The organism is Escherichia whittamii, from assembly GCF_014836715.1.
Lineage (GTDB): Bacteria > Pseudomonadota > Gammaproteobacteria > Enterobacterales > Enterobacteriaceae > Escherichia > Escherichia whittamii.
Map to the genome: position 1 here is coordinate 116,574 of NZ_JACSQI010000013.1, position 25,248 is coordinate 141,821.

Below are 25,248 nucleotides of genomic sequence, written 5' to 3' on the forward strand. Positions count from 1 at the left end.
AAGGAGTGATTATGTCTGACCATAATCCACTGACATTAAAACTGAACATACGGGAAAAAATCGCCTATGGTATGGGCGACGTCGGTTCGAATTTAATGTTGTGCATCGGTACTCTGTATCTCCTCAAATTTTATACCGATGAATTAGGGATGCCTGCTTATTACGGTGGGATTATCTTTCTGGTGGCGAAATTCTTTACCGCATTTACCGATATGCTCACCGGATTTTTACTCGATTCGCGCAAGAATATTGGGCCAAAAGGCAAATTTCGTCCCTTTATTTTATATGCTGCGGTTCCGGCAGCGTTAATTGCAACGCTCCAGTTTATCGCCACCACCTTTAGTTTGCCGGTTAAAACGACGATTGCTACCGCGCTGTTTATGATGTTTGGACTTTCATACAGTCTGATGAACTGCTCGTATGGCGCAATGATCCCAGCCATTACCAAAAACCCTAATGAGCGCGCGCAGCTCGCAGCCTACCGACAGGGTGGTGCAACCATAGGTCTTTTAATTTGCACCGTGGCATTTATTCCGTTGCAGTCGCTATTTTCTGACGCCTCCGTCGGTTACGCCTGCGCGGCGCTGATGTTCTCCATTGGCGGCTTTATTTTTATGATGCTGTGCTACAAAGGTGTCAAAGAGCATTATGTGGACACGACGCCCTCCGGACATAAGGCCAGTATTCTCAAATCATTTTTCGCGATATTTCGTAATCCGCCTTTGCTGGTGTTGTGCATTGCTAACCTGTGTACCCTGGCAGCATTTAATATCAAGCTGGCGATTCAGGTCTATTACACCCAGTATGTGCTGAATGATATTCACTTATTATCGTGGATGGGATTCTTCAGTATGGGATGTATTCTCATCGGCGTATTACTGGTGCCATTAAGCGTAAAGTGTTTTGGTAAAAAACAGGTTTATCTGGCAGGCATGGTGCTGTGGGCGGTGGGTGATATCCTGAATTATTTCTGGGGCAGTAACTCTTTCACTTTCGTCATGTTCTCTTGCGTCGCCTTTTTTGGCACTGCCTTTGTAAACAGCCTGAACTGGGCGTTAGTTCCTGACACCGTAGATTACGGTGAATGGAAAACCGGTATTCGTGCCGAAGGTTCTGTTTATACCGGTTATACCTTCTTTCGTAAAATTTCCGCCGCACTTGCTGGCTTCTTGCCAGGCATTATGCTGACGCAAATCGGTTATGTTCCCAACATCGCGCAAAGCGATGCGACATTACAGGGTTTGCGTCAGCTCATTTTTATCTGGCCTTGTGCGCTGGCAATTATTGCTGCATTGACGATGGGATTCTTTTACACGCTCAATGAGAAACGTTTTGCGCTGATTATTGAGGAAATTAACCAACGTAAAAACAAAGGTATGGCTACAGAAGAAAAAACTGCTTCCGTAACATTATAACGTCGATAGCCGCTATTTCCATCCTGATGGGTGGCGGCCCCCTACGCTTAAAAATGGACTTATTATGAAAAAAATAAATGCAATAATTTTATTATCCTCTCTGACTTCCGCATCGGTATTCGCAGGCGCATATGTCGAAAACAGGGAGGCATATAATCTTGCCTCCGATCAGGGCGAGGTTATGCTACGTGTGGGTTATAACTTCGATATGGGCGCGGGTATTATGTTAACCAATACCTACAACTTTCAGCGCGAAGATGAACTAAAACATGGATATAACGAAATTGAAGGTTGGTATCCTTTATTCAAACCAACCGATAAATTAACCATCCAGCCCGGTGGCTTAATTAATGATAAGAGCGCCGGTTCGGGGGGGGCCGTTTATCTGGATGTTAACTACAAATTTACCCCGTGGTTTAACCTGACGGTGCGTAACCGTTTTAACCATAATAACTACAGCTCAACCGATTTGAACGGTGATCTGGATAATAATGACAGCTACGAGATTGGTAACTACTGGAACTTTATTATTACCGATAAGTTCTCATATACCTTTGAGCCGCACTATTTTTATAACGTTAATGATTTCAATAGCAGCAATGGTACGAAGCACCACTGGGAAATCACTAACACCTTCCGTTACCGCATTAATGAGCACTGGCTGCCCTATATTGAATTGCGCTGGTTAGACCGCAACGTCGAGCCGTATCACCGCGAACAAAACCAGATTCGTATCGGTACGAAGTATTTCTTCTGATGTGAAACTGCCGGATGCGGCGTAAACGCCTTATCCGGCCTACGGCTGATACGGTTTTCGTTGGCCGGATGAAGCACATCCGGCCATTAATTAAGCTTCAGCCGCCAGCATCTCTTTCTTACGCTGGCTAATGCGCTTAACCAGCATTACGGAAACCACCGCACCACAGAATGCGAAGCAGGCCATAATGCCAAACACGATTTTGTAGCCAATAATCCCCGGGTTTAAATCCAGAATGTAGCCATACAGGCTGAAGCAGAACATCGCCGGGGCGTAGCCGATAAAGCTACCCAACGCCATCGCCGCACCTGTTTTATTTTCAGCAATTTTTGCTTCGCCAATAGGCGCAAAGAACACTGCACGCTGAGTAAAGACAATCGCGCCAAAGCCTAACGTACATGCCATCCCTAAATAGACCGGCATACTTTCGTGCGGCAGCATAATCAATAGAACGAGTGCCGCGGTGCTGATGATAAAGGTGTAGCATAGATATTTACTCGGCGATTTCAGGATCTTATCTGAAATCATGCCACCAATCGGTCCACCGATCATTTTCAGACAGTATTGGTTAATGATGCCGTAAGCCCCCACCAGCGCAACGGGCAGCAGATAGATATTTTTCAGGAATGGAATGAAGAATGTCAGGCCACAGTAAACCGCGTAAACGAAGAAGACGTTGAAAGCGATAAGCCAGATGGTTTTGTCTTTCAGCACCGAAGTCATACTGGTGTTTTGCGATGCATCTTCATCTTTTTTCACCTCTACGGAAGGTGCCTCTTCTTTGTCATTCAGGACAAAGAAAATGATAATGCCCACGGCGATCACAATGAGGGAATAGAACCAAATACCCGCTTTAAAGCCCAACAATCCACTGCCAAACCAGGTAAATACTGCCAGCGCAGAAAATGCCACCACGGTATCGACAATGCCACGCCCTGTTTCGAAGAAACCAAACAAACGGCCTTGTTGTTCGCTATTGCCTAATCGACTCACCGACTTGAGCAAAACAGGCCAGTTCATCATGTCGCAGGTAACGCCAAATAGCGCCCAGACAAAGAGGATGCCCCAATAACCCGGCATTGTCGTCAGATAAACACCCAGTAATCCCGTCGCAATGAGTGAGAATGACATGGTGTATCTGCGCGGTAGTTTATCGGCAAAATAAATAGACAGAAAAAAGCCCACTGTGGTGACAAATGAGTTTACCGACATAGCATTACCAATTTGACCATTGGTTAAATGGAAATATTCCTGCATCGGGATATAAAACGCATCTTTCAACGACGGTAATTTATAAATTGTACCGCCACACAGTGTTAATAGACTAAATAACGCCCATTTCTTTTTCGTGAGCATAACATCCCCTAAGCGATTTTTAAAATCACTGTTTTAAAGGCAATAAGATACCGACCATTCTTATGGAATGGTTTTATTAACTGCGTATGAGTTGAAACTTATTAGTGGTTCAGAAGATGGCTTGCCTCTTGCTTGATTTGTTGTAGTACGTTACGCACATGATTTATCTGATTAATTGCATCTTCTTTTTCTTTACGTAACCGCTCATCCAGCAAATGCTTTTCTGGCAATGGTGTTTCACTCATCTGCCGGTATGGGATCCACGGATTATCATCTTCGTCTTCAAAGCGGAACGCCGGAGCATAATAATCAACCTCTTCTTCCAGGCCATATGCCGTCACCTGTGGCTCATCATCACCCAGGCAGATAAGGTGCGTTAATAATTCTTTGAATGGCATATCACCCTGACCTGAAATACAGGCTTTATGCCCCAGGCCACCTTGTTCTTTAACGATCAAGGCATCTTTGATATGGACCTGGGTAATATGCGGTGCCATCGTTTTTAAAGCGTCTATAGGATGTTCATTTGCATTGATCATGTTCGCAAAATCAAACAGTAAAGAAAGAGACTCCATCTCACTTTCTTTGACCAGCGACACCAGTTCATGGCTTTTTAAATCTTCATGCTGCTCGATCGTAAAGGTCAGGCCGCTGTCCTGATACGTTTCCCGCACATAGGCAATATCGTTAGCGATGATCGATAATACGTCGCGCAAATTACCTTCATAACGCGGATAAAAACGCACGGACGACGCCCCGGTTTTCAACGCGATGGCGACGGCTTCATCAATAGATGACTTATCTGAGGCGCTGGTTTCAATATGAATATCAAGGTTCAGACGGCGGGCTTTATCGCCAAAGGCAGAGAGTTCTTTATCTGCCATATTGCCCAGAGAAAAACGCTCGCCATCCAGAACATGAATTTTGACGCCTCGCAGATTATTTTCACTCGCAATATCAAGTAAATCAGCCGGCAATACTCTTTCCAGCCGCATATTTAAATGAAAAGCATAGGCATGCAAATAAAGAGGAAGAGTATCGACACGTTGTAGAATCTTTCTTGCGTTATTTATTGTCACCATAAAACACCTACAGATTAATGATGAGATCCACGGCCTCAAATCGCCAATATTCAATATCTATCTGGACAATATTCCCTTGCTGGTCGGCGCGATGTTTTTCAATTAAGATCGCAGGCATGCCCGCTGAACCGCCAAGAAACTTACTGATATCACCCGGCATTCTGACGGGTTTGAAAAGCAATTTTTTTACTACCGTTTCTTTTTGGTAGCATGTTTCCCAGACTGAAGAAAATGAGTGGTTTTCAAGTTGCTCAATAAAACCAGGGGCAACTTCAGGATTAATATACGTTTCGTGATAGAAAACTTTATGTCCTTCCAGCGCCCCCCAACCGGTAATGCGGTAGAGTTCGGTTGACGGCGTCACTGCAATCAGTGGCATGAGCGTTTCAGGAATGTCGCGGGTACGTTTTTTCTCAGTAAATCTCCAGGAAGGCTCCCGCCCTTGTTCAATAGCGGCCCGCTGAAAGCTTGCCGAGAGTTCCGGGCTGTAATTAAATCGCGGCTGAGTCACGAACCAACCTTTACGATCCTTACGAAAGATTTTGGATTCTGCCTCAAGGTTCAGCAACGCCTGGCGTAACGTCATACGTTTAATGCCCAGCAGCTCTCCCAGCTCTCTTTCTGAAGGGAGTTTTCCACCCGGCGTGGTGATGCCATCTTTTAACCACCGATCCAATTTCTCTTTTGCATTTTCTACGGTGGATTGGTTTTCCGTCATTGTTTAATCCTTTTGGTTTAAACCAGATGTGGCATCTTACGCTTACGCCAAAAAAGAAAGCAATTAACGGCGTATGACTTTGCAGATAATTGTGACAAAGCTCTCTATTGACGTAACCACAGACTTATAAGGGAGATGCTCGCGCTGGTGAGGACTTACGACAGGCAAAAAAAAACCTGCCATCGCTGGCAGGTTTTTTATGACTAAAAAGCGAAATTAATCGTCTTTCGGTGCGCGGTTCGCGCGACGACGATCGTTTTCCGTCAGGTGACGTTTACGAATACGGATAGAGGTCGGAGTCACTTCTACCAGTTCGTCATCATCGATGAATTCCAGAGCTTGTTCCAGAGTCATGCGGATAGGCGGAACCAGAACAACGGCTTCGTCAGTACCGGAAGCACGCATGTTGGTCAGTTTCTTACCGGTCAGGCAGTTTACAGTCAGGTCGTTAGAGCGGCTGTGAATACCGATAATCTGACCTTCGTAAACTTCTGCACCGTGACCGAGGAACAGCTTACCGCGATCCTGCAGACCGAACAGCGCGAACGCTACTGCTTTACCCTGACCGTTAGAGATCAGTACGCCGTTCTGACGCTGACCCACTTCACCCGGACGTACGTCGTCGTAGTGGCTGAAGGTGGAGTACAGCAGACCCGTACCAGAGGTCATGGTCATGAATTCGGAACGGAAGCCAATCAGACCACGGCTTGGGATCACGTAGTCGAGACGTACGCGGCCTTTACCGTCTGGATTCATGTTCTTCAGGTCGCCTTTACGTTCGCCCAGCGCCTGCATCACAGAACCCTGATGCTGTTCTTCAACGTCCAGAGTCACGTTTTCGTACGGCTCTTGTTTACGACCGTCGATTTCACGGAAGATTACTTTCGGACGGGATACCGCCAGTTCGAAACCTTCACGACGCATGTTTTCGATAAGAACAGACAGGTGCAGTTCGCCGCGACCAGAAACGCGGAACGCATCGGCGTCTTCGGTTTCTTCTACGCGCAGCGCAACGTTGTGTACCAGTTCTTTGTTCAGACGATCCAGGATCTGACGAGAGGTTACGAACTTACCTTCTTTACCGCAGAACGGCGAGGTGTTAACGCAGAAGAACATAGAAACGGTCGGCTCATCAACGGAGAGTGCCGGCAGCGCTTCAACGTTTTGCGTGTCGCAAACGGTGTCAGAAATATTCAGTTCGCCAAGGCCCGTGATCGCCACGATATCGCCAGCTTCCGCCAGATCGGTTTCAATACGTTCCAGACCGAGGTGGCCCAGCACTTTACCGACTTTCGCGTTACGGGTTTTGCCTTCGCTATCGATGATAGTAACCTGCTGGTTCGGCTTCACTTTACCGCGCTTGATGCGGCCAATGCCGATAACGCCAACATAGCTGTTGTAATCGAGCTGAGAAATCTGCATCTGGAACGGACCGTCAAGGTCAACGTCCGGCGCAGGAACATGGTCAATAATCGCCTGATACAGCGGGGTCATGTCTTCCGCCATATCTTCATGGTCCAGACCCGCGATGCCGTTCAGCGCAGAAGCATAAACGATTGGGAAGTCCAGCTGTTCGTCGGTCGCGTCGAGGTTAACGAACAGGTCGAATACCTGATCCACAACCCAGTCAGGACGCGCGCCAGGGCGGTCAACTTTGTTGATAACAACGATAGGCTTCAGGCCATAAGCAAACGCTTTTTTGGTTACGAAACGCGTTTGCGGCATTGGGCCGTCAAATGCGTCAACCACCAGCAGCACTGAGTCTACCATGGACATTACACGTTCAACTTCACCACCGAAGTCGGCGTGCCCCGGGGTATCAACGATGTTGATACGGTAATCATTCCATTTGATAGCGGTGTTTTTCGCGAGGATGGTAATCCCACGCTCTTTCTCCAAATCGTTGGAGTCCATCACGCGCTCTTGGGTTTCGGCACGAGAGTCGAACGTACCGGATTGTTGGAGCAGCTTGTCTACCAGGGTGGTTTTACCATGGTCGACGTGCGCGATGATGGCGATGTTACGCAATTTTTCGATCACAACTTTGCCTCAGGCATTAGAAATAGCGCGTTATTGTACACGGATTAATCGCACTACAAAACAGGATCACAAACATCCTCCGCAAACAAGTATTGCAGAGTTCCTTTGTGATCGCTTTCACGGAGCATAAAAAGGGTTATCCAAAGGTCATTGCACCAATATAGTGCTTAGTGTTTCCATTAAAGCACTATATTGGTGCAACATTCTCAACATGGTGCAGCCCTTTTGCACGATGTTAAGCATGATAACGCCTTTTAGGGGTAATTTAAAAGTTGGCACAGATTTCGCTTTATCTTTTTTACGGCGACACGGCCAAAATAATTGCAGATTTCGTTACCACGACGACCATGACCAATCCAGGAGAGTTAAAGTATGTCCGCTGAACACGTACTGACGATGCTGAACGAGCACGAAGTGAAGTTTGTTGATTTGCGCTTCACCGATACTAAAGGTAAAGAACAGCACGTCACTATCCCTGCTCATCAGGTGAATGCTGAATTCTTCGAAGAAGGCAAAATGTTTGACGGCTCCTCGATTGGCGGCTGGAAAGGCATTAACGAGTCCGACATGGTGCTGATGCCAGACGCATCCACCGCAGTGATTGACCCGTTCTTCGCCGACTCTACCCTGATTATCCGTTGCGACATCCTTGAACCTGGCACCCTGCAAGGCTATGACCGTGACCCGCGCTCTATTGCGAAGCGCGCTGAAGATTACCTGCGTTCCACTGGCATTGCCGATACCGTACTGTTCGGGCCAGAACCAGAATTCTTCCTGTTCGATGACATCCGTTTCGGATCTTCTATCTCCGGTTCTCACGTTGCTATCGACGATATCGAAGGCGCGTGGAACTCCTCCACCCAATACGAAGGTGGCAACAAAGGTCACCGTCCGGCAGTGAAAGGCGGTTACTTCCCGGTTCCGCCAGTAGACTCAGCTCAGGATATCCGTTCTGAAATGTGTCTGGTGATGGAACAGATGGGTCTGGTGGTTGAAGCTCATCACCACGAAGTTGCAACTGCAGGTCAGAACGAAGTGGCAACCCGCTTCAATACCATGACCAAAAAAGCTGACGAAATTCAGATCTACAAATATGTTGTTCACAACGTGGCGCACCGCTTCGGTAAAACCGCGACCTTTATGCCAAAACCGATGTTCGGTGATAACGGCTCCGGTATGCACTGCCACATGTCACTGTCTAAAAACGGCGTCAACCTGTTCGCGGGCGACAAATATGCAGGTCTGTCTGAGCAGGCGCTGTACTACATTGGCGGCGTAATCAAACACGCTAAAGCAATTAACGCCCTGGCAAACCCGACCACCAACTCTTACAAGCGTCTGGTCCCGGGCTACGAAGCTCCGGTAATGCTGGCTTACTCTGCGCGTAACCGTTCTGCATCTATCCGTATTCCGGTGGTTTCTTCTCCGAAAGCACGTCGTATCGAAGTGCGTTTCCCGGACCCGGCAGCTAACCCGTACCTGTGCTTTGCTGCCCTGCTGATGGCCGGCCTTGATGGCATCAAGAACAAGATCCACCCGGGCGAAGCCATGGACAAAAACCTGTATGACCTGCCGCCGGAAGAAGCGAAAGAGATCCCACAAGTTGCAGGCTCTCTGGAAGAAGCACTGAACGAACTGGATCTGGACCGCGAGTTCCTGAAAGCCGGTGGCGTGTTCACTGATGAAGCGATTGATGCGTACATCGCTCTGCGTCGCGAAGAAGATGACCGCGTGCGTATGACTCCGCACCCGGTAGAGTTTGAGCTGTACTACAGCGTCTAATAGTTGAAGTTGTAATACCCGGTGCTAAAAAGCCGGGGGTTCAAACCAGGCCCATCTGGCGTAATTGTTGCAGCCAGTTTGAACACGGACAGCGCGCAGAACCCGGAGCGTACACCAGTACGTGAGGAGTTCGAGCACTGCCCAGGTTCAAAATGGCAAATAAAATAGCCTGATGGGACTGGTTTTTAGTTGCCGTGGAAATTTCAGCCCATCTCTGCATGGGCTTTTTTCTCCGTAACTTCTGTGATGCTTCGCGCTTTTTATCCGTAAAAAGCTATAATGCACTAAAATGGTGCAACCTGTTCAGGAGACTGCTTTATGGCAACAGGCACGCAGCCCGATGCTGGGCAGATCCTCAACTCGCTGATTAACAGTATTTTGTTAATTGATGACAACCTGGCGATCCATTACGCCAACCCCGCCGCGCAACAACTGCTCGCTCAAAGCTCCCGCAAATTGTTTGGTACGCCGTTACCTGAACTGTTGAGCTACTTCTCACTAAATATCGAGCTGATGCAAGAAAGCCTGGAGGCGGGGCAAGGTTTTACCGATAACGAAGTGACGCTGGTGATCGATGGGCGCTCGCATATTCTTTCTGTGACGGCCCAGCGCATGCCAGACGGCATGATTCTGCTGGAAATGGCACCGATGGATAACCAGCGCCGTTTAAGTCAGGAACAGCTACAGCACGCCCAGCAGGTTGCTGCCCGTGATTTGGTCCGTGGCCTTGCGCATGAGATTAAAAATCCGCTTGGCGGTTTACGCGGCGCGGCGCAGTTACTCAGCAAAGCCTTGCCCGACCCGTCACTGCTGGAATATACCAAAGTGATTATCGAACAGGCGGACAGGTTACGTAATCTGGTCGACCGTCTGCTGGGGCCGCAACTGCCCGGTACGCGTGTCATCGAAAGTATTCACAAAGTGGCTGAACGCGTGGTGACGCTGGTGTCGATGGAACTGCCGGACAACGTGCGGTTGATTCGTGATTACGACCCCAGCCTGCCGGAACTGGCGCACGATCCAGAGCAGATTGAACAGGTCCTGCTGAATATTGTGCGCAATGCGCTACAGGCACTGGGATCGGAAGGCGGCGAAATTATTCTGCGTACCCGCACCGCGTTTCAACTGACCTTACATGGCGAGCGTTATCGGCTGGCGGCGCGAATTGATGTGGAAGATAACGGGCCAGGCATTCCACCTCATTTGCAGGATACGCTTTTTTACCCGATGGTCAGCGGTCGCGAAGGTGGCACCGGGCTTGGCTTATCCATCGCCCGTAATTTAATTGATCAGCATTCAGGCAAAATTGAATTTACCAGTTGGCCAGGTCATACCGAGTTCTCGGTTTACCTGCCTATCAGGAAATAAAGGTGACGTTTATGCAACAAGGGATAGTCTGGGTAGTCGATGACGATAGTTCCATCCGTTGGGTGCTTGAACGTGCGCTCGCTGGGGCGGGTTTAACCTGTACGACGTTTGAGAACGGCGCAGAAGTGCTGGAAGCACTGGCGAGCAAAACGCCGGATGTGTTGCTGTCGGATATCCGCATGCCCGGCATGGACGGACTGGCGCTGCTTAAACAGATTAAACAGCGTCATCCAATGCTTCCGGTCATCATTATGACTGCGCACTCGGATCTGGATGCTGCCGTTAGCGCCTATCAACAAGGGGCGTTTGATTATCTGCCCAAACCGTTTGATATCGACGAGGCCGTGGCGCTGGTTGAGCGCGCCATCAGCCATTACCAGGAACAGCAGCAACCGCGTAATGTTCAGCTTAACGGCCCGACGACCGATATCATCGGCGAAGCGCCAGCCATGCAGGACGTGTTCCGTATTATCGGTCGGCTCTCGCGTTCTTCCATTAGCGTGCTGATCAACGGCGAATCCGGCACCGGTAAAGAGCTGGTCGCTCATGCCCTGCATCGCCACAGTCCGCGAGCCAAAGCGCCGTTTATCGCACTGAATATGGCGGCTATCCCGAAGGATTTGATCGAATCAGAACTGTTTGGTCACGAGAAAGGCGCATTTACCGGTGCTAATACCGTTCGTCAGGGGCGTTTTGAACAGGCCGATGGCGGCACGTTATTCCTTGATGAAATTGGCGACATGCCGCTGGATGTGCAGACCCGTTTGCTGCGCGTGCTGGCAGACGGTCAGTTTTATCGCGTTGGTGGCTATGCGCCGGTGAAAGTGGATGTGCGGATTATCGCTGCCACTCACCAGAATCTCGAACAGCGGGTGCAGGAAGGCAAGTTCCGCGAGGATTTGTTCCACCGCCTGAACGTTATCCGTGTTCATCTGCCGCCGCTGCGCGAGCGTAGGGAAGATATTCCCCGTCTGGCACGCCATTTCCTGCAGGTTGCCGCCCGCGAACTGGGTGTCGAAGCCAAACTGCTGCATCCGGAAACCGAAGCCGCTCTGACACGTCTGGCGTGGCCGGGTAACGTGCGCCAGCTGGAAAACACCTGCCGTTGGTTAACCGTGATGGCCGCCGGACAGGAAGTGTTGATTCAGGATTTGCCTGGCGAATTGTTTGAATCAACCGTACCGGAAAGCACTTCACAAATGCAGCCGGACAGTTGGGCAACGCTGTTAGCACAGTGGGCAGATCGGGCGCTACGTTCCGGTCATCAAAACTTGCTGTCTGAAGCGCAGCCAGAGTTGGAGCGGACGTTACTGACTACCGCGTTGCGACATACGCAGGGGCATAAACAGGAAGCAGCGCGCTTACTTGGCTGGGGGCGTAACACCCTGACACGTAAGTTAAAAGAACTGGGAATGGAGTGATTCAGGCTCGCCGTGTAAAGATTGATTATTGAGCGCAAATTGCTGTTATTTTGCGCTTTACTGTTCCGATAAGTTCAGTATGATCTTGCCCGGAAAACGGGGGGAGTATCATTATGCTGGAATCAATAATTAATCTGCTATCAAGTGGCGCAGTTAACAGCCACACGCCGCAAACTGCCGTTGCTGCCGTGCTGTGTGCCGCAATGATTGGGCTATTTAGCTGAAGCTCGTTGTCTATGCCGGATGCGGCGTACAAAAACAGATTTTGTAGGCCTGATAAACGTAGCGCATCAGGCAACCTTGTTCTCAGCACATTAATGGCGCTTTCGTTTTCTAACTTGTAAACGAAGCGCCATTTACTATTTAAATCACCCGTGAGAACTGCTGCATCCGCGCTTTCTGGCGCAGATAAGTATCGAAGCACATGCAAATGTTGCGGATCAGCAAGCGACCTTTCGCCGTCACCTTAATCCCCTTCTCATTGACATCCACCAGCCCATCTTTTGCTAATGGGGCCAGTAGCTTGAGATCTTCCGCAAAGTAATCAGCGAAGTGCAAATCCCACTGCTGCTCAATGGGGGCGTAATCCAGACGGAAGTTGCAGATTAGCGACTTAATCACATCGCGGCGAATACAGTCATCACGCGTTAGCGCAATACCGCGCCACAGCGCATTGCCTTGTTCATCCACCTGCTGATAGTAATGCTTTAACTCTTTCTGGTTCTGCGCGTAGCAGTCGCCAATCATGCTGATGGCTGAAACGCCCATCCCAAGCAGATCGGTATCACCCTGAGTGGTATAGCCCTGGAAGTTACGATGCAGCACACCTTCACGCTGGGCCACCGCCAGCTCGTCGTCCGGGCGGGCAAAGTGATCCATACCAATAAACTGATAGCCCGATTGCGTCAGGAAGGCGATAGTTTCCTGCAAGATATCCAGTTTTTGCTGCGGACTCGGCAGGTCGGCATCTTTGATTTTGCGCTGGGCGGCAAAAATAGTTGGCAGATGCGCGTAGTTAAAGACGCTCAGACGATCGGGGTTCAGTTCCGCCACGCGTTTCAGGGTAAAGGCGAAACTCTCCGGCGTTTGTTTCGGCAGACCGTAAATGAGGTCAATGTTGGTGGAGGTAAAGCCAATCTCACGCGCATGGTTAAGCAGCGCAAAGATGAACTCTTCATCCTGCTCGCGGTTAACCAGACGTTGCACTTCTTTGTTGAAGTCCTGCACGCCCATACTCAGACGATTAAAGCCTTCGGCGCGTAAATGATCGAGTACATCCAGTTCGATTTCGCGCGGATCGACTTCGATCGAGATCTCCGCATCGGCATTGAACTGGAAGTTTTCCCGCAGTAGCTTCATCAGGCGGCTGATTTGCGCTTTATTCAGGTACGTTGGCGTACCGCCGCCCCAGTGCAATTGGCTCACCTTGCGTCCGGCAAATAGCGGCGCACGATGAACGATTTCTTGCTCAAGCACGTCCAGATACTGATCGGCCTTGTGCTGCTGACGAGTCACTATCTTATTGCAACCACAGAAGTAGCAAAGCTTGTGGCAGAACGGAATATGAACGTAGAGAGATAAGGGACGCTCAGGGTAGCGCGCCACGGCTTGTAGAAACGCCTGTTCGCCGAAGTCTTCTGAAAACTCCAGCGCGGTCGGGTACGAGGTGTATCGTGGCCCGGAATAGTTATATTTCTGGATCAGGGCCAGGTCCCAGTCGATTTGCTGTACAGACATGCTCACTCCTTCCGATGGCGTCTCTGGCGGCTACGGCGTACCGACGGATGCCCGTTTCGGGTCATCAGCCGGTTGCGCAGCCACTTTTGTCGCCGCGACAACCGCTGTAGTTTAACGAATAACCACACCAGATAACATATAACCGGAAGGGTTATCAGCAGAACAGGAAGGCCCACGGTGGCAATCTGTTAGTTGCCCCGCAGCAGACGCATCATGTCTTCTTGCTTCTCGTCTTCTTCCTCTTCTTCGTCATCGTCATAAGAGAGGCCGAGTTTCTGCATCAGCTCATCAATACGATCCAACTTGGCATCCACCCAGGATTGCTCTTCAGCGCTCAGGGTTTCGCCTGCTTCCAGACGTTCCAGCAGCGCATCCAGACGCTCATCCGTCTCCAGTAACTCCAACTCAGCCTGCGGTGAAAGCATAGGTTTCTCACTCTTCGGTTTGTGCTGTTTGGTGACTTTTTCAGTCACGCCCAATGGAATAGGGGTTTTACTGCCAATACGTGGATCTTTCGGTGCATTCTGGCCTTTGCTACCCGAAGTAACGCTACCGCCCGCTGCGCGGCTGCCTGGTGCATGACCACGGCGTTTTTTCTGACGCTTGCGGTCACGAGCTTCCTGATCCAGCTCCTCACGTGTTTTTCGACGCGCTTTTGCGTGACCTTTGCTGCGTGAGTTTGAAGATGATGGTTTCATAATGGTTCGTCTTTTAGCCGTTTTATTTAGTATAGATTTGCGGCGGAATCTAACAGAAAGCAAGCAAAGAAAAAAGGCGACAGATTACTCTGTCGCCTTTTTTCCTGACTCACAACCCTTAACGGGTCTTACAATCCTTGCAGGCCGCCAACACACCCTGTTTTTCCATTAGCCGGAACATTCCGTGTTGATTCCATTTCCCTTTAGTGACGTCTCCGGACGTTTGTCTTCCTGACAATCCTCTGTCTTCGCCTCCTGGCGCTCCTGACCCTCATCCTGAGTCATCGTTCCTGTTAGCATCCTCGCTCTATGGGTGCTACTTTACGCTTCTGTGTTAAACAAACAATAAACTATCATCAGTATTTACTCATTTTCAGATTATTGTATAAAACTAATCACATGATTTATTTAGCCTATTTGACATGCGTCGCAGAAATTTCTCTTCGATTTCTCATAAAAGCAATCGGCAATGTCTCACAAAGCACATGGTATTTACTTACACCGTTCACGCCGAAAAATCCGTCTTTTATTGTGGTTCAGGTATAATCGCCGTAAAGCTTTGACTGACGGAGACGACCGCTTTGACTAATTTGAATTATCAACAGACGCATTTTGTGATGAGTGCGCCTGATATTCGCCACTTACCTTCCGATACCGGGATCGAAGTGGCTTTTGCAGGCCGTTCCAACGCAGGCAAATCCAGCGCGCTGAACACGCTGACTAACCAGAAAAGCCTGGCGCGGACCTCGAAAACACCAGGACGTACCCAGCTTATCAACCTGTTTGAAGTGGCTGACGGCAAACGTCTGGTCGACTTGCCTGGTTATGGCTACGCGGAAGTTCCTGAAGAGATGAAGCGCAAATGGCAGCGCGCACTCGGCGAGTACCTCGAAAAACGTCAGAGTCTACAAGGCCTGGTTGTGCTGATGGATATTCGCCATCCGCTGAAAGATCTCGACCAGCAGATGATTGAGTGGGCGGTGGACAGTAATATCGCCGTACTGGTGCTGCTGACCAAAGCGGACAAACTGGCGAGCGGCGCACGTAAAGCGCAATTGAATATGGTGCGTGAAGCTGTGCTGGCGTTTAACGGTGATGTGCAGGTAGAGACATTCTCTTCTCTGAAGAAGCAAGGTGTGGATAAGCTTCGCCAGAAACTGGATACCTGGTTTAGCGAGATGCAACCCGTTGAAGAGACGCAGGAAGGCGAATAACTTTATAGCCCTTATGCATGTGCCGGATATCGCATTTCCGGCACGTAAAATCATGCAAATTCAATGAGTTACATCCACCGCAGGCCTGTTAAGCACAACACATCCGGCAATACGGAGTTTTTCTTTCGCACAATAAAAAACGCCCCAGTCATTACTGACTGGGGCGGCTAAAAAATTCAGCCAAATCCGATTACGTGAAGTAAAAGGTCTGAAAGATAGAACATCTTACCTCTGTACCCTACGCGACTAACTTTACTCTTTTTTGTTCAGTTCAGAAAGCACTTTTTGTAATTTTTTTTCAGTTGTTGCATAGGAATTTCTAATACCCATCACAAATCGTGGCTGGTTATGTTGCTTAGTTACGAAAAAAAGGCTTGTTAAGGCAAATCTTAGTGCGCCTGATCCCAGTTTTCGCCACTTCCCACTTCCACCAGCAACGGCACATCCAGGCGGGTACAGTTTTCCATCAACTGATGGATCTTCTTCGCTACCGCATCGACATCATCTTTATGAACTTCAAACACCAGTTCATCGTGTACCTGCATGATCATACGCACGCGTGGCTGCTCTTCCTGTAGCCATGCATCAACGGCAATCATCGCCCGTTTGATGATATCTGCTGCGGTTCCCTGCATTGGTGCGTTAATGGCTGCGCGTTCAGCCGCGGCACGGCGCGCACCGTTGCTGGATTTGATATCCGGTAGATAGAGGCGACGTCCGTCCAGGGTTTCAACGTATCCCTGCTCTTTCGCCTGAGCACGAGTGCGTTCCATATACTCCAGTACGCCAGGGTAGCGTTCGAAGTAAAGGTCCATGTATTTCTGCGCTTCTTTACGCGGAATGTTCAATTGCCGCGCCAGGCCGAAAGCGCTCATACCATAAATCAGGCCGAAGTTGATCGCTTTCGCGCTACGGCGCTGTTCGCTGGTAACGGTTTCCAGCGGTAAACCAAACACTTCCGCCGCCGTTGCCCGGTGGATGTCTTTTCCTTCAGCAAACGCAGTCAACAAGCCTTTGTCTCGTGAAAGATGCGCCATGATGCGCAACTCAATTTGTGAGTAGTCCGCCGAGACAATCACGTAATCCTGCGGCGCAATAAATGCCTGGCGGATACGGCGACCTTCTTCGTTACGCACCGGAATGTTTTGCAGGTTAGGATCGGTTGAGGATAAACGTCCCGTCGCAGTTACTGCCTGGTGATAGGAAGTATGCACGCGCCCGGTTTTCGGGTTGATCATCAGCGGCAGCTTGTCGGTGTAGGTCGATTTCAGCTTCGCCAGGCCACGATACTCCAGAATCACTTTTGGCAGCGGGTAGTCCAACGCCAGCTCTTCCAGTACCTCTTCAGATGTTGACGGCGCACCACCCGGCGTTTTCTTCAGCGGCTTAATACCCTGTTTTTCAAAAAGAATAGTTTGCAATTGTTTGGTGGAAGAAAGGTTAAATTCTTCACCTGCAATTTCATGCGCTTTCTTTTCCAGCTCTGCCAGACGCAGGGTGAGTTCTTCAGAATGATTGTGCAGCACTTTCGGATCGATCTTCACACCGTTACGTTCGATGCGCGAAAGCACCGGCACCAGCGGCATTTCGATGTTTTCGAAGACGTTCAGTGGCCCTTTGTGTTTTTGCAGGTCCGGCCACATTTTCAGATGCAATTGTAAGGTGACATCCGCATCTTCGGCAGCATAGCGTCCGGCCTCTTCCAGGGCAATCTGGTTAAAGGTCAGTTGATTTTTACCTTTACCGGCAATCTCTTCAAAAGTGATGGTTTTATGTTTCAACCAACGTTCCGCAAGGCTGTCCATATCGTGACGACCGGCAACACTGTTGAGAATGTAGGACTCCAGCATGGTATCAAAGGCAATCCCACGCAGTTCAATACCGTAGTTCGCCAGAATGCCGCGATCGTATTTCAGGTTTTGCCCGACCTTCAGCGCCTTTTCATCTTCCAGCAGCGGTTTCAGCAGTTCGAGCGCGCGCTCGCGGGAAATCTGATCGGGCGCATCAAGATAATCATGAGCAACCGGGATATAGGCCGCTACGCCAGGTTCGATAGCAAAAGAAAGCCCTACCAGGTTGGCAGAGATGTTATCGAGGCTGTCGGTTTCGGTATCAAACGCAAATACAGGCGCTTTTTCCAGCTTCGTAATCCATGCTTTCAGAGTTTCTTCGTCCAGAATAGTGACGTAGTTATCGTAAGAAATCGCTGTTGCAGTCACTTCTGGGGTTTCGTCGACAACAATGGTTTCCTGCGGCCTGGCTGCTGGTTTCGCCCCTTTGGCCTGTAACCATTTGCCCGCTTCGACATCAGCAGTCCAACGCTTGAACTCATACTTTTTGAACAGTCCCAACAACTCTTCAGCCGCCGGTTGCTGTACTTCCAGTTGTTCGCAGGTCAGTTCCAGCTCAACATCAGTTTTAATCGTCGCTAGCTGGTAAGAGAGATAGGCCACCTCTTTATTTTGCTCAAGCTTCGCCGCCATTGTTTTCGCGCCGCGGAAGCTCAACCCAGCAATTTTTTCCGGCTCGGCATACAGCGTATCCAGGCCGCCAAGACCTTGTAGCAGTGCCTGCGCAGTTTTTTCGCCGACGCCCGGTACGCCCGGTATGTTATCGGAGGAGTCGCCCATCAGAGCCAGGAAGTCGATAATCAGTTCTGGTGGTACGCCATACTTATTCACCACCTCTTCCGGGCCGAGGATAGTATTTGTCATGGTGTTGATAAGCGTGATATTTGACGTCACCAGCTGCGCCATATCTTTATCACCGGTGCTGATCAATACCGAACGCCCGGCTTTTTCTGCTTCGCGCGCCAGAGTGCCAATAACATCGTCTGCTTCTACGCCAGAAACGGCCAGCAGAGGCAGCCCCATCGCTTTTACCATTGTGTGCAGGGGTTCGATCTGCGCGCGCAAATCGTCCGGCATTGGCGGGCGATGTGATTTGTAATGTTCAAACAGTTCATCACGAAAGGTTTTTCCCTTGGCGTCAAAGACCACCGCTGCATGCGTCGGTTGGTATTGCATGATCAGACTACGCAGCATGTTGAGGACACCGTACATCGCACCGGTTGGCTCGCCTGCGCTGTTAGTCAGCGGCGGAAACGCGTGATATGCGCGATAAAGATAAGATGAACCATCTACAAGGATAAGTGGGTTTTGGGGGATCTGAACCATAATGTCCGTGCCTGTTTATCAGATTATGGGTAAAGGATGCCACAGACAGGATGAAAACATGAGTTTTTCACCACTTTTCGTGAAAATCTTTTGTAGATCTTCTGGATCGCTCGCAAATGGTCGTGTGGATAACTTTGTGTATAAATTATTTACATCGCTTTTAATTTATTATCATGCTTGTTACAGCATTATCTTTGTTGTTGTTTTTCATAAAGTTAAAAATAAAAGCATTGCTGGTGATTGAGTAATAGGGATTTTTTCTAATGTGGATAGATATTAATTATTTTTCTATTTAAGGATCATCCGTTATTTGGACCATTTTCTGCTAAAATCTGCGCCTTGCGCTTCTTTAGCGCACTGTCTATGGCTAACCTTTTGAATAATTTAATTATGACGAGAATACTCGCTGCGATAACACTTTTGGTGAGTATCGTATTGACCATTTTGGTCACCATTTTTTGTTCTGTCCCGATCATCATTGCCGGGATCGTAAAACTATTGTTACCTGTGCCAGTGATTTGGCGAAAGGTATCGCTTTTTTGTGATTTTATGATGTATTGCTGGTGTGAAGGATTAGCGCTATTACTGCACCTTAACCCACACCTGCAATGGGAAGTTCGCGGACTGGAAGGACTAAGTAAGAAGAACTGGTATCTGCTTATTTGTAATCACCGCAGTTGGGCTGATATTGTTGTGCTGTGCGTGTTGTTTCGTAAGCATATTCCAATGAACAAATATTTTCTCAAGCAGCAACTGGCCTGGGTGCCTTTCCTTGGCCTGGCATGCTGGGCGCTGGATATGCCGTTTATGAAGCGCTATTCCCGCGCTTATTTGATACGTCATCCGGAACGACGCGGTAAAGATGTTGAAACTACTCGTCGGTCTTGCGAAAAGTTTCGCCTGCATCCCACCACGATTGTGAATTTTGTTGAAGGCTCTCGTTTTACTGAACAGAAACGCCAGCAAACCCACTCGACATTTAAAAACCTCCTGCCTCCCAAAGCCGCCGGTATCGCGATGACGCTGAATGTGCTGGGTAAACAATTTGATAAACTACTCAATGTTACGCTGTGTTATCCGGACAATAACCGCCAGCCATTCTTCGATATGTTAAGTGGCAAACTGACGCGGATTGTCGTGCATGTGGATTTACAACCTATTGCTGAAGAGTTGCATGGCGACTATATCAATGACAAAAGCTTCAAACGTCATTTTCAGCAGTGGCTGAACACACTGTGGCAGGAAAAAGACCGACTTCTGACTTCACTGATGTCATCACAGCATCAGGATAAGTAGTTATAACTCGCCTCCGTATTAGCAGAGGCGAGTTATCATTTTAATGCACTAAACGTCCGGCACGAGACATAAACTCTTCTTCGCTCATCTCCTGACCGTTAAAAACAACTTTACCTGGCAAATAATGCAGTTGCAGCGAGGCGATATTGTTGTCAATTGTGATTAACTGAAACATCTTACCTAATGTTGCCATTCCTCCGATTTGTTTATCAGCCAGCTTTTGAGCTTTTTCAGCATCCATTCCTTCAGATAAATTAAGTTGCTTTGCTGTTTCAGTAACGACATTAAGCGGTAAAGCCACGTTCAAATTGAACGATTTGATATCTTTGTTTGTGGATGACGAGGATTTGGCTGGATCGGCAATACTAATATCCAGATTAGCATTTAGTTCGCCGACTGCGTTCTTCCAGCTTATAGGTAGTTTAATGATCGGCTCACTTTTTTGTAATAACGGCAAATACTCTTTGAACAATACAGTATTCATTTCTTCCAGTGCAGCTTCATCATTTTTTAACTCAGGGTGTGCTGCAAGTTGCTTCTGCATCGTAATATTATACTGGATGACAAACTGACGAACGGCTAAGGGATCAATAGATTCAGCAATCAATGACCACTGACCGCTACCGAGTTGCTGATTCCCTTTTGTTAACTTATCAATTTCGTAGGTCAGATTGGCATTGATATAATCTTTATCTTTCACGCGCTGTAGTGTGGTTTTCGCGACGAAAGCGTCGATTTTGGCAACTTCGTCACCGTGATTGATAATGCTAATCTGATTAAATTTCGACTCGCTTTCACCAAGTGGAAATTTCTTTTCTTCTAATCGTGTCAGGGAGTTAACGGTAAAGTTTTTCGCCGTGATTTTGTTCATTGGCGATAATTCCAGAACGATATCTTCGACTTTACCTTCAACATCGAGGTTAGACAATGAACTGTCATCGCCATTAAAAGTAAACCGACCTTCACCAAAGGAAAGTTTTCCATACTCTGCTGGGGCAACGTCCAGCGTTGTAGAGAAAGAACCGCCAAAGGCGAACCGCAATGTCGCTTCGACGGGCGCTCTATCTTTTGCGGCAATAAATAGCGGTTGTGTCAGTTCATTATTGACTAATTTAACTTTTGCTGCCGCCATAGCAGGCAAGATATTGCCGCTTTTTAACATTGATAGCGGCAAGGGACCATGATCGACATTCACATCAAATGCAATACCTTGTCCTGGCTTGATATTGAGATCTGGCGCACCTTTATCAAATGTAATAATCATTTGAAAGTGAGAGCTAAAAAAACCTTTATCAAAGTTTTTATAGCTGGCGGTCATATCATAGGCATGCTCGCCCTTCTTTTTACTGTCGTTAAAATCTTTAATAAATTTTTCGACGCCAGGCTGGATTTGAGTCCCTTCATACCATGTTCCACCGCCCCAGATAATGGCTAACGCAACAATAACGCCTGTGGCTGACTTACGTATCATTTCTAATATTCCCTGATAAAACAGCAAAACTTTTAATATCCGCGCTTGATATTAAAATGTCCAGAAACGAGGTGAATTATCAGAAAGTATTTATATTGATTAAACAACAAAAAAGCCCGTGAATATTCACGGGCTTTATGTAAATTACAATAAATTATTTTTTCTCAGACAGATATTTCACTGTATCAGCATACTGCTGAACAAAAACATCCATATTGCTGGTATCCATACCCTGCGGATTCAGCTGATATTTACCGTTAACAAACATCGCTGGAACGCCACGCAATTGTACATCTGCAGCCGCTTTTTCTTGCTGTGCGACCAGAGATTTAACAACAAAGCTGTTCCATGCTGCATCATACTCTTCGCCTTTAATACCTGCGTTGATGAAGACATCGCGAATGTCGGCGGTAGAGCGAATGGTCTGTGTTTTCTGTACGCCTTCAAACAACGGCACAGTCACTTTATCTTCTACGCCCAGCGCCATCGCCACAGCCCACGCTTGTGTCAGAGATTGACCCAACTCCCCGCCCATGAAGTTGACGTGGTATTTAGTCATCTTCACACCTTCCGGCAGTTTTTTCTTCACGTTCTCAGAAATATGCAGAACTTCTTCAAACTGATAGCAGTGCGGGCAGAAGAAAGAGAAAAACTCCAGCACTTGCGGTGCGCCAGCAACCGGCTTTTCCAGCGTGGTGTATTGTTTACCATCTTCATACTGCGCCGCCGATGCGCTAAACGCTAAAACCAAACCAGCCAGCGCCAGCCAAATCTTTTTCATGATTTACTCTCTCCGATTAATACATAGGTGTTAATTGCAAAGGGGGTTCTTGTAGAACTTTTGCCTGCTCTATAAAAGTCGCCGTCTGTCGCAGCCAGTAATCTTCCCCGGTTAACCATGGGAAATTTCTCGGGAACGCGGGATCGGCCCAGCGCCGCATTAGCCAGGCAAGATAATAAACCAAACGCATGGCACGTAAAGGTTCAATCAGTCCGATTTCAGCGGTGTCGAACTCGCTAAATTCTTCATAAGCTTCAATAATAGTTTCTAACTGCATCCGCTGTTCAGCTTTATCGCCATTCAGCAACATCCACAGGTCCTGAATTGCAGGACCATTACGCGCATCATCCAAATCGACAAACATTGGGCCATCGCGCCAGAGAATATTTCCAGCATGGCAGTCACCATGTAATCGCAGAACGGTAAAGTCCTCCCGCCAGTGTGCTGTAACGGTGGCGATCAGCTCATCTGTCGCTTTCAGGAATGCCGCTTTCAACCCGGAAGGTATCAGTGTAGCGTCCTCAAACAGCTTGCGTGGCTCAATGAGATATTCATTCAGACTGATGGTCGGGCGATGGATAAAAAGCTGTTTGCGCCCCGTCTGGTGCATACGCCCCAGATAACGACCAACCGCTTCCATCTGATCAATATTATCGGCTTCAAACTGGCGACCACCGACGCTTGGAAAAACAGCGAAATAAAATCCCTGATGAATCAATAATGTCTGGCCGTTAAAAGCCAAAGGGGCAGCGACCGGAACTTCGTCGTTTACCAGTTGCAGCGCAAATTGATGTTCTTCGAGGATTTGATCTGCTGTCCAACGTTCAGGACGATAAAATTTGACGACAAAACGCCGACGATCTTCGTCCTGAAATTGATAGACTCGGTTTTCATAGCTGTTAAGCGGGGTAAGACCGGAATCCACCCGGATCCCTTGCTCAAACAGAGCGTCCATGATGGTATCCGGGTGTAGTGTCTGGAAAGTAAAAGCGCTGTTGTTCATCCCATCATCCGGAAAACATTACGAATGATGAAGGATATCATTTCACAATGATTTTGTTGGTAGCGCTTACAAGCTTTTACTCTTTAATTACGCCACGCGCGCGTAATAGCGCCGTTTTGAAGTCTTCTTCATAATCTTTCTGCAGCCCTGGGATCACCGCATCTTTCGCGGAATCGCGCATTTTCAGATGATAGATCAGAATGTCATCCGTCAAATCCGCCAGATCGCCGTCAAAACCTGACTCTTTCGCCAGTTTCTGCAAAAATTGCAGCAGGTTAAGGTCTGGCTCTTTTTGCCAGGCTGGCTGGAGGAGTTCAATAACTTCATTCAGACGTTTACATTTCATAGTAATGCTCCTTACTCTTGAGACAGACACGTTAGCAGGGTCAATCCCACAATAAAAGAGGCGATATCGGTGAATCTGGTGACGACGATAACAGGCGTTGTTTTGGCGGGCGGTAAGGCCAGAAGAATGGGCGGCGCGGATAAAGGGTTGCTTGAATTAAACGGCAAACCGCTGTGGCGGCATGTCGCTGACGCACTTATGACGCAGCTGTCTCACGTTGTGGTCAATGCCAATCGCCATCAGGAAATCTATCAGGCAAGTGGTCTGAAAGTAATCGCGGATTCACTGGCGGATTACCCTGGCCCGCTGGCGGGAATGCTTTCGGTAATGCAGCAGGAAGCAGGCGAGTGGTTTCTGTTTTGTCCGTGCGATACGCCCTATATTCCCGAGGATTTAGTCTCCCGGCTTAATCACCAGCGCAAAGATGCTCCTGTAGTGTGGGTCCATGACGGTGAACGAGATCACCCGACTATTGCTCTGGTAAGTCGCACTATTGAGCCTTTGTTGCAGGAATATTTACGAACCGGAGAGCGACGGGTAATGGCATTTATGCGCCTGGCTGGCGGTCACGCGGTTGATTTCAGCGATCATAAAGAGGCATTTGTGAACGTGAATACGCCAGAGGAACTTGCCCAATGGCAGGAAAGACAATGATACCGTTACTCGCCTTTGCCGCGTGGAGTGGCACCGGAAAAACGACGCTGCTGAAAAAACTGATCCCGTCATTATGCGCCAGAGGGATCCGCCCGGGGCTGATTAAACATACGCATCATGATATGGATGTCGATAAGCCAGGCAAAGATAGCTATGAGTTGCGCAAGGCTGGGGCGGCTCAAACCATCGTTGCCAGCCAGCAACGTTGGGCCTTGATGACGGAAACGCCAGACGAAGAAGAGCTGGATCTGCATTTTCTCGCTGGTCGGATGGATGCCTCAAAACTGGATTTGATTCTGGTCGAAGGGTTCAAGCATGAAGAGATCGCGAAGATTGTGCTGTTTCGCGAAGGGGCCGGACATGTCCCTGAAGAGTTGGTAATAGACAGGCATGTCATTGCCGTAGCCAGCGATGTACCGCTTAATCTTAATGTCACGTTACTGGATATTAATGATATTGAGGGGCTGGTTGATTTTGTTGCGGAGTGGATGCAAAAGCAGGGCGGATAAGCAAGAGTAGGCTGGATAAGACGCGCCAGCGTTGCATCCGGCATTTTTTTCTGCACCAACGCAAAAAGGCCATCCTGACGGATGGCCTTCAGATTGCTGACAAAGTGCGCTTTGTTCATGCCGGATGCGGCGTGAACGCCTTATCCGGCCTACAAAATCATGCAAATTCAATACATTGCATAAACCATGTAGGCCTGATAAGCGTAGCGCATCAGGCAGTTTTTGCGTTTGTCATCAGTCGCCTTTCGCTCAATTTGATGCCTGCCCGTTTATGGCGGGGCGTCCTGCTCAGGAGAGTTCTCACCGACAAACAACAGATAAAACAAAAGGCCCAGTCTTTCGACTGAGCCTTCTGCTTAATTTGATGCCTGGCAGTTCCCTACTCTCGCATGGGGAGACCCCACACTACCATCGGCGCTACGGC

Annotated in this window: 22 protein-coding genes and 1 pseudogene; 10 read left to right on the forward strand and 13 right to left on the reverse strand. The window is 48.6% G+C overall.

The annotated features are described in order from the left end of the window. Window positions 1-11 precede the first annotated feature (11 nt). Both H9644_RS17925 and ompL read left to right on the forward strand, forming a co-directional pair. The gene (locus tag H9644_RS17925; RefSeq protein WP_064527969.1) at window positions 12-1,415 is read left to right on the forward strand and encodes an MFS transporter; all 1,404 of its coding nucleotides are present in this window, start codon (window positions 12-14) and stop codon (window positions 1,413-1,415) included. Window positions 1,416-1,479: 64 nt separating this feature from the next. Continuing rightward, the gene (gene ompL / locus H9644_RS17930; RefSeq protein ID WP_064527971.1) at window positions 1,480-2,172 is read left to right on the forward strand and encodes a porin OmpL; all 693 of its coding nucleotides are present in this window, start codon (window positions 1,480-1,482) and stop codon (window positions 2,170-2,172) included. 90 nt (window positions 2,173-2,262) lie between these two features. On the opposite strand, the gene H9644_RS17935 is transcribed toward ompL, so the two are convergent. The 4 genes from H9644_RS17935 to typA all read right to left on the reverse strand — a co-directional run bounded on the left by H9644_RS17935 (window position 2,263) and on the right by typA (window position 7,368). Then, window positions 2,263-3,528, reverse strand: coding sequence for an MFS transporter (locus tag H9644_RS17935; protein ID WP_064527973.1), 1,266 nt, complete (start codon window positions 3,526-3,528; stop codon window positions 2,263-2,265). Between the two features lie 101 nt (window positions 3,529-3,629). Further along, a complete protein-coding gene (locus H9644_RS17940; protein ID WP_191775742.1) occupies window positions 3,630-4,610 on the reverse strand; it encodes a sugar phosphate isomerase/epimerase family protein in 981 nt (326 codons plus the stop codon). Window positions 4,611-4,617: 7 nt separating this feature from the next. Continuing rightward, a complete protein-coding gene (locus tag H9644_RS17945; protein ID WP_191775723.1) occupies window positions 4,618-5,328 on the reverse strand; it encodes a GntR family transcriptional regulator in 711 nt (236 codons plus the stop codon). A gap of 216 nt (window positions 5,329-5,544) precedes the next feature. Beyond that, a complete protein-coding gene (gene typA / locus H9644_RS17950; protein WP_001514692.1) occupies window positions 5,545-7,368 on the reverse strand; it encodes a ribosome-dependent GTPase TypA in 1,824 nt (607 codons plus the stop codon). Between the two features lie 372 nt (window positions 7,369-7,740). On the opposite strand from typA, the gene glnA reads away from it, so the two are divergent. The 4 genes from glnA to H9644_RS17970 all read left to right on the forward strand — a co-directional run bounded on the left by glnA (window position 7,741) and on the right by H9644_RS17970 (window position 12,163). Further along, a complete protein-coding gene (gene glnA, locus H9644_RS17955) occupies window positions 7,741-9,150 on the forward strand; it encodes a glutamate--ammonia ligase (protein WP_001271717.1) in 1,410 nt (469 codons plus the stop codon). 318 nt (window positions 9,151-9,468) lie between these two features. Continuing rightward, a complete protein-coding gene (glnL, locus tag H9644_RS17960) occupies window positions 9,469-10,518 on the forward strand; it encodes a nitrogen regulation protein NR(II) (protein WP_191775725.1) in 1,050 nt (349 codons plus the stop codon). 11 nt (window positions 10,519-10,529) lie between these two features. Next, window positions 10,530-11,939 (forward strand): nitrogen regulation protein NR(I), encoded by a 1,410-nt coding sequence (glnG, locus tag H9644_RS17965; RefSeq protein ID WP_191775727.1) that lies wholly within the window; start codon window positions 10,530-10,532, stop codon window positions 11,937-11,939. A gap of 113 nt (window positions 11,940-12,052) precedes the next feature. After that, window positions 12,053-12,163: a YshB family small membrane protein gene (locus H9644_RS17970; RefSeq protein ID WP_064527982.1), complete on the forward strand. Its 111-nt coding sequence runs from the start codon at window positions 12,053-12,055 to the stop codon at window positions 12,161-12,163. A 139-nt stretch (window positions 12,164-12,302) separates the two neighbouring features. On the opposite strand, the gene hemN is transcribed toward H9644_RS17970, so the two are convergent. The 3 genes and pseudogenes from hemN to H9644_RS17985 form a co-directional block, all read right to left on the reverse strand. Next, entirely contained in the window at window positions 12,303-13,676 is a 1,374-nt protein-coding gene (hemN, locus tag H9644_RS17975; RefSeq protein WP_064527984.1) for an oxygen-independent coproporphyrinogen III oxidase, read from the reverse strand. A gap of 188 nt (window positions 13,677-13,864) precedes the next feature. Beyond that, window positions 13,865-14,374 carry a Der GTPase-activating protein YihI gene (yihI, locus tag H9644_RS17980; protein ID WP_064527986.1) on the reverse strand — a complete coding sequence of 170 codons (510 nt, stop codon included), beginning with the start codon at window positions 14,372-14,374 and terminating at the stop codon, window positions 13,865-13,867. Window positions 14,375-14,492: 118 nt separating this feature from the next. Then, window positions 14,493-14,721, reverse strand: a pseudogene (locus tag H9644_RS17985) (hypothetical protein). Window positions 14,722-14,955: 234 nt separating this feature from the next. Between H9644_RS17985 and yihA the strand changes: the two are divergent. Continuing rightward, window positions 14,956-15,588, forward strand: a complete 633-nt coding sequence (gene yihA / locus H9644_RS17990) for a ribosome biogenesis GTP-binding protein YihA/YsxC (RefSeq protein ID WP_064527987.1) — start codon at window positions 14,956-14,958, stop codon at window positions 15,586-15,588. A 176-nt stretch (window positions 15,589-15,764) separates the two neighbouring features. On the opposite strand, the gene H9644_RS22075 is transcribed toward yihA, so the two are convergent. Then, a complete protein-coding gene (locus H9644_RS22075; protein ID WP_071892919.1) occupies window positions 15,765-15,812 on the reverse strand; it encodes a spot 42 RNA, inhibition of DNA synthesis in 48 nt (15 codons plus the stop codon). A gap of 165 nt (window positions 15,813-15,977) precedes the next feature. Further along, window positions 15,978-18,764: a DNA polymerase I gene (gene polA / locus H9644_RS17995; protein ID WP_191775729.1), complete on the reverse strand. Its 2,787-nt coding sequence runs from the start codon at window positions 18,762-18,764 to the stop codon at window positions 15,978-15,980. A gap of 363 nt (window positions 18,765-19,127) precedes the next feature. Between polA and H9644_RS18000 the strand changes: the two genes are divergently transcribed. Continuing rightward, a complete protein-coding gene (locus H9644_RS18000; RefSeq protein WP_074399502.1) occupies window positions 19,128-20,060 on the forward strand; it encodes an acyltransferase in 933 nt (310 codons plus the stop codon). A gap of 40 nt (window positions 20,061-20,100) precedes the next feature. On the opposite strand, the gene H9644_RS18005 is transcribed toward H9644_RS18000, so the two are convergent. From H9644_RS18005 to H9644_RS18020, 4 genes are all read right to left on the reverse strand, one after another. Continuing rightward, window positions 20,101-21,531 (reverse strand): DUF945 family protein, encoded by a 1,431-nt coding sequence (locus H9644_RS18005; protein WP_191775731.1) that lies wholly within the window; start codon window positions 21,529-21,531, stop codon window positions 20,101-20,103. A 154-nt stretch (window positions 21,532-21,685) separates the two neighbouring features. Beyond that, window positions 21,686-22,312, reverse strand: a complete 627-nt coding sequence (gene dsbA, locus H9644_RS18010; protein WP_064527999.1) for a thiol:disulfide interchange protein DsbA — start codon at window positions 22,310-22,312, stop codon at window positions 21,686-21,688. Window positions 22,313-22,328: 16 nt separating this feature from the next. Further along, window positions 22,329-23,315 carry a stress response kinase SrkA gene (gene srkA / locus H9644_RS18015; RefSeq protein WP_064528001.1) on the reverse strand — a complete coding sequence of 329 codons (987 nt, stop codon included), beginning with the start codon at window positions 23,313-23,315 and terminating at the stop codon, window positions 22,329-22,331. A gap of 76 nt (window positions 23,316-23,391) precedes the next feature. Continuing rightward, a complete protein-coding gene (locus H9644_RS18020) occupies window positions 23,392-23,661 on the reverse strand; it encodes a YihD family protein (protein WP_064528003.1) in 270 nt (89 codons plus the stop codon). 69 nt (window positions 23,662-23,730) lie between these two features. On the opposite strand from H9644_RS18020, the gene mobA reads away from it, so the two are divergent. Together mobA and mobB are read left to right on the forward strand one after the other, a co-directional pair. Then, window positions 23,731-24,315 carry a molybdenum cofactor guanylyltransferase MobA gene (mobA, locus tag H9644_RS18025; protein ID WP_064528005.1) on the forward strand — a complete coding sequence of 195 codons (585 nt, stop codon included), beginning with the start codon at window positions 23,731-23,733 and terminating at the stop codon, window positions 24,313-24,315. After that, window positions 24,297-24,824 carry a molybdopterin-guanine dinucleotide biosynthesis protein MobB gene (gene mobB / locus H9644_RS18030; protein WP_191775733.1) on the forward strand — a complete coding sequence of 176 codons (528 nt, stop codon included), beginning with the start codon at window positions 24,297-24,299 and terminating at the stop codon, window positions 24,822-24,824. Before mobA ends, mobB begins: the two co-directional genes overlap by 19 nt. The last annotated feature ends 424 nt before the right edge of the window (window positions 24,825-25,248 follow it).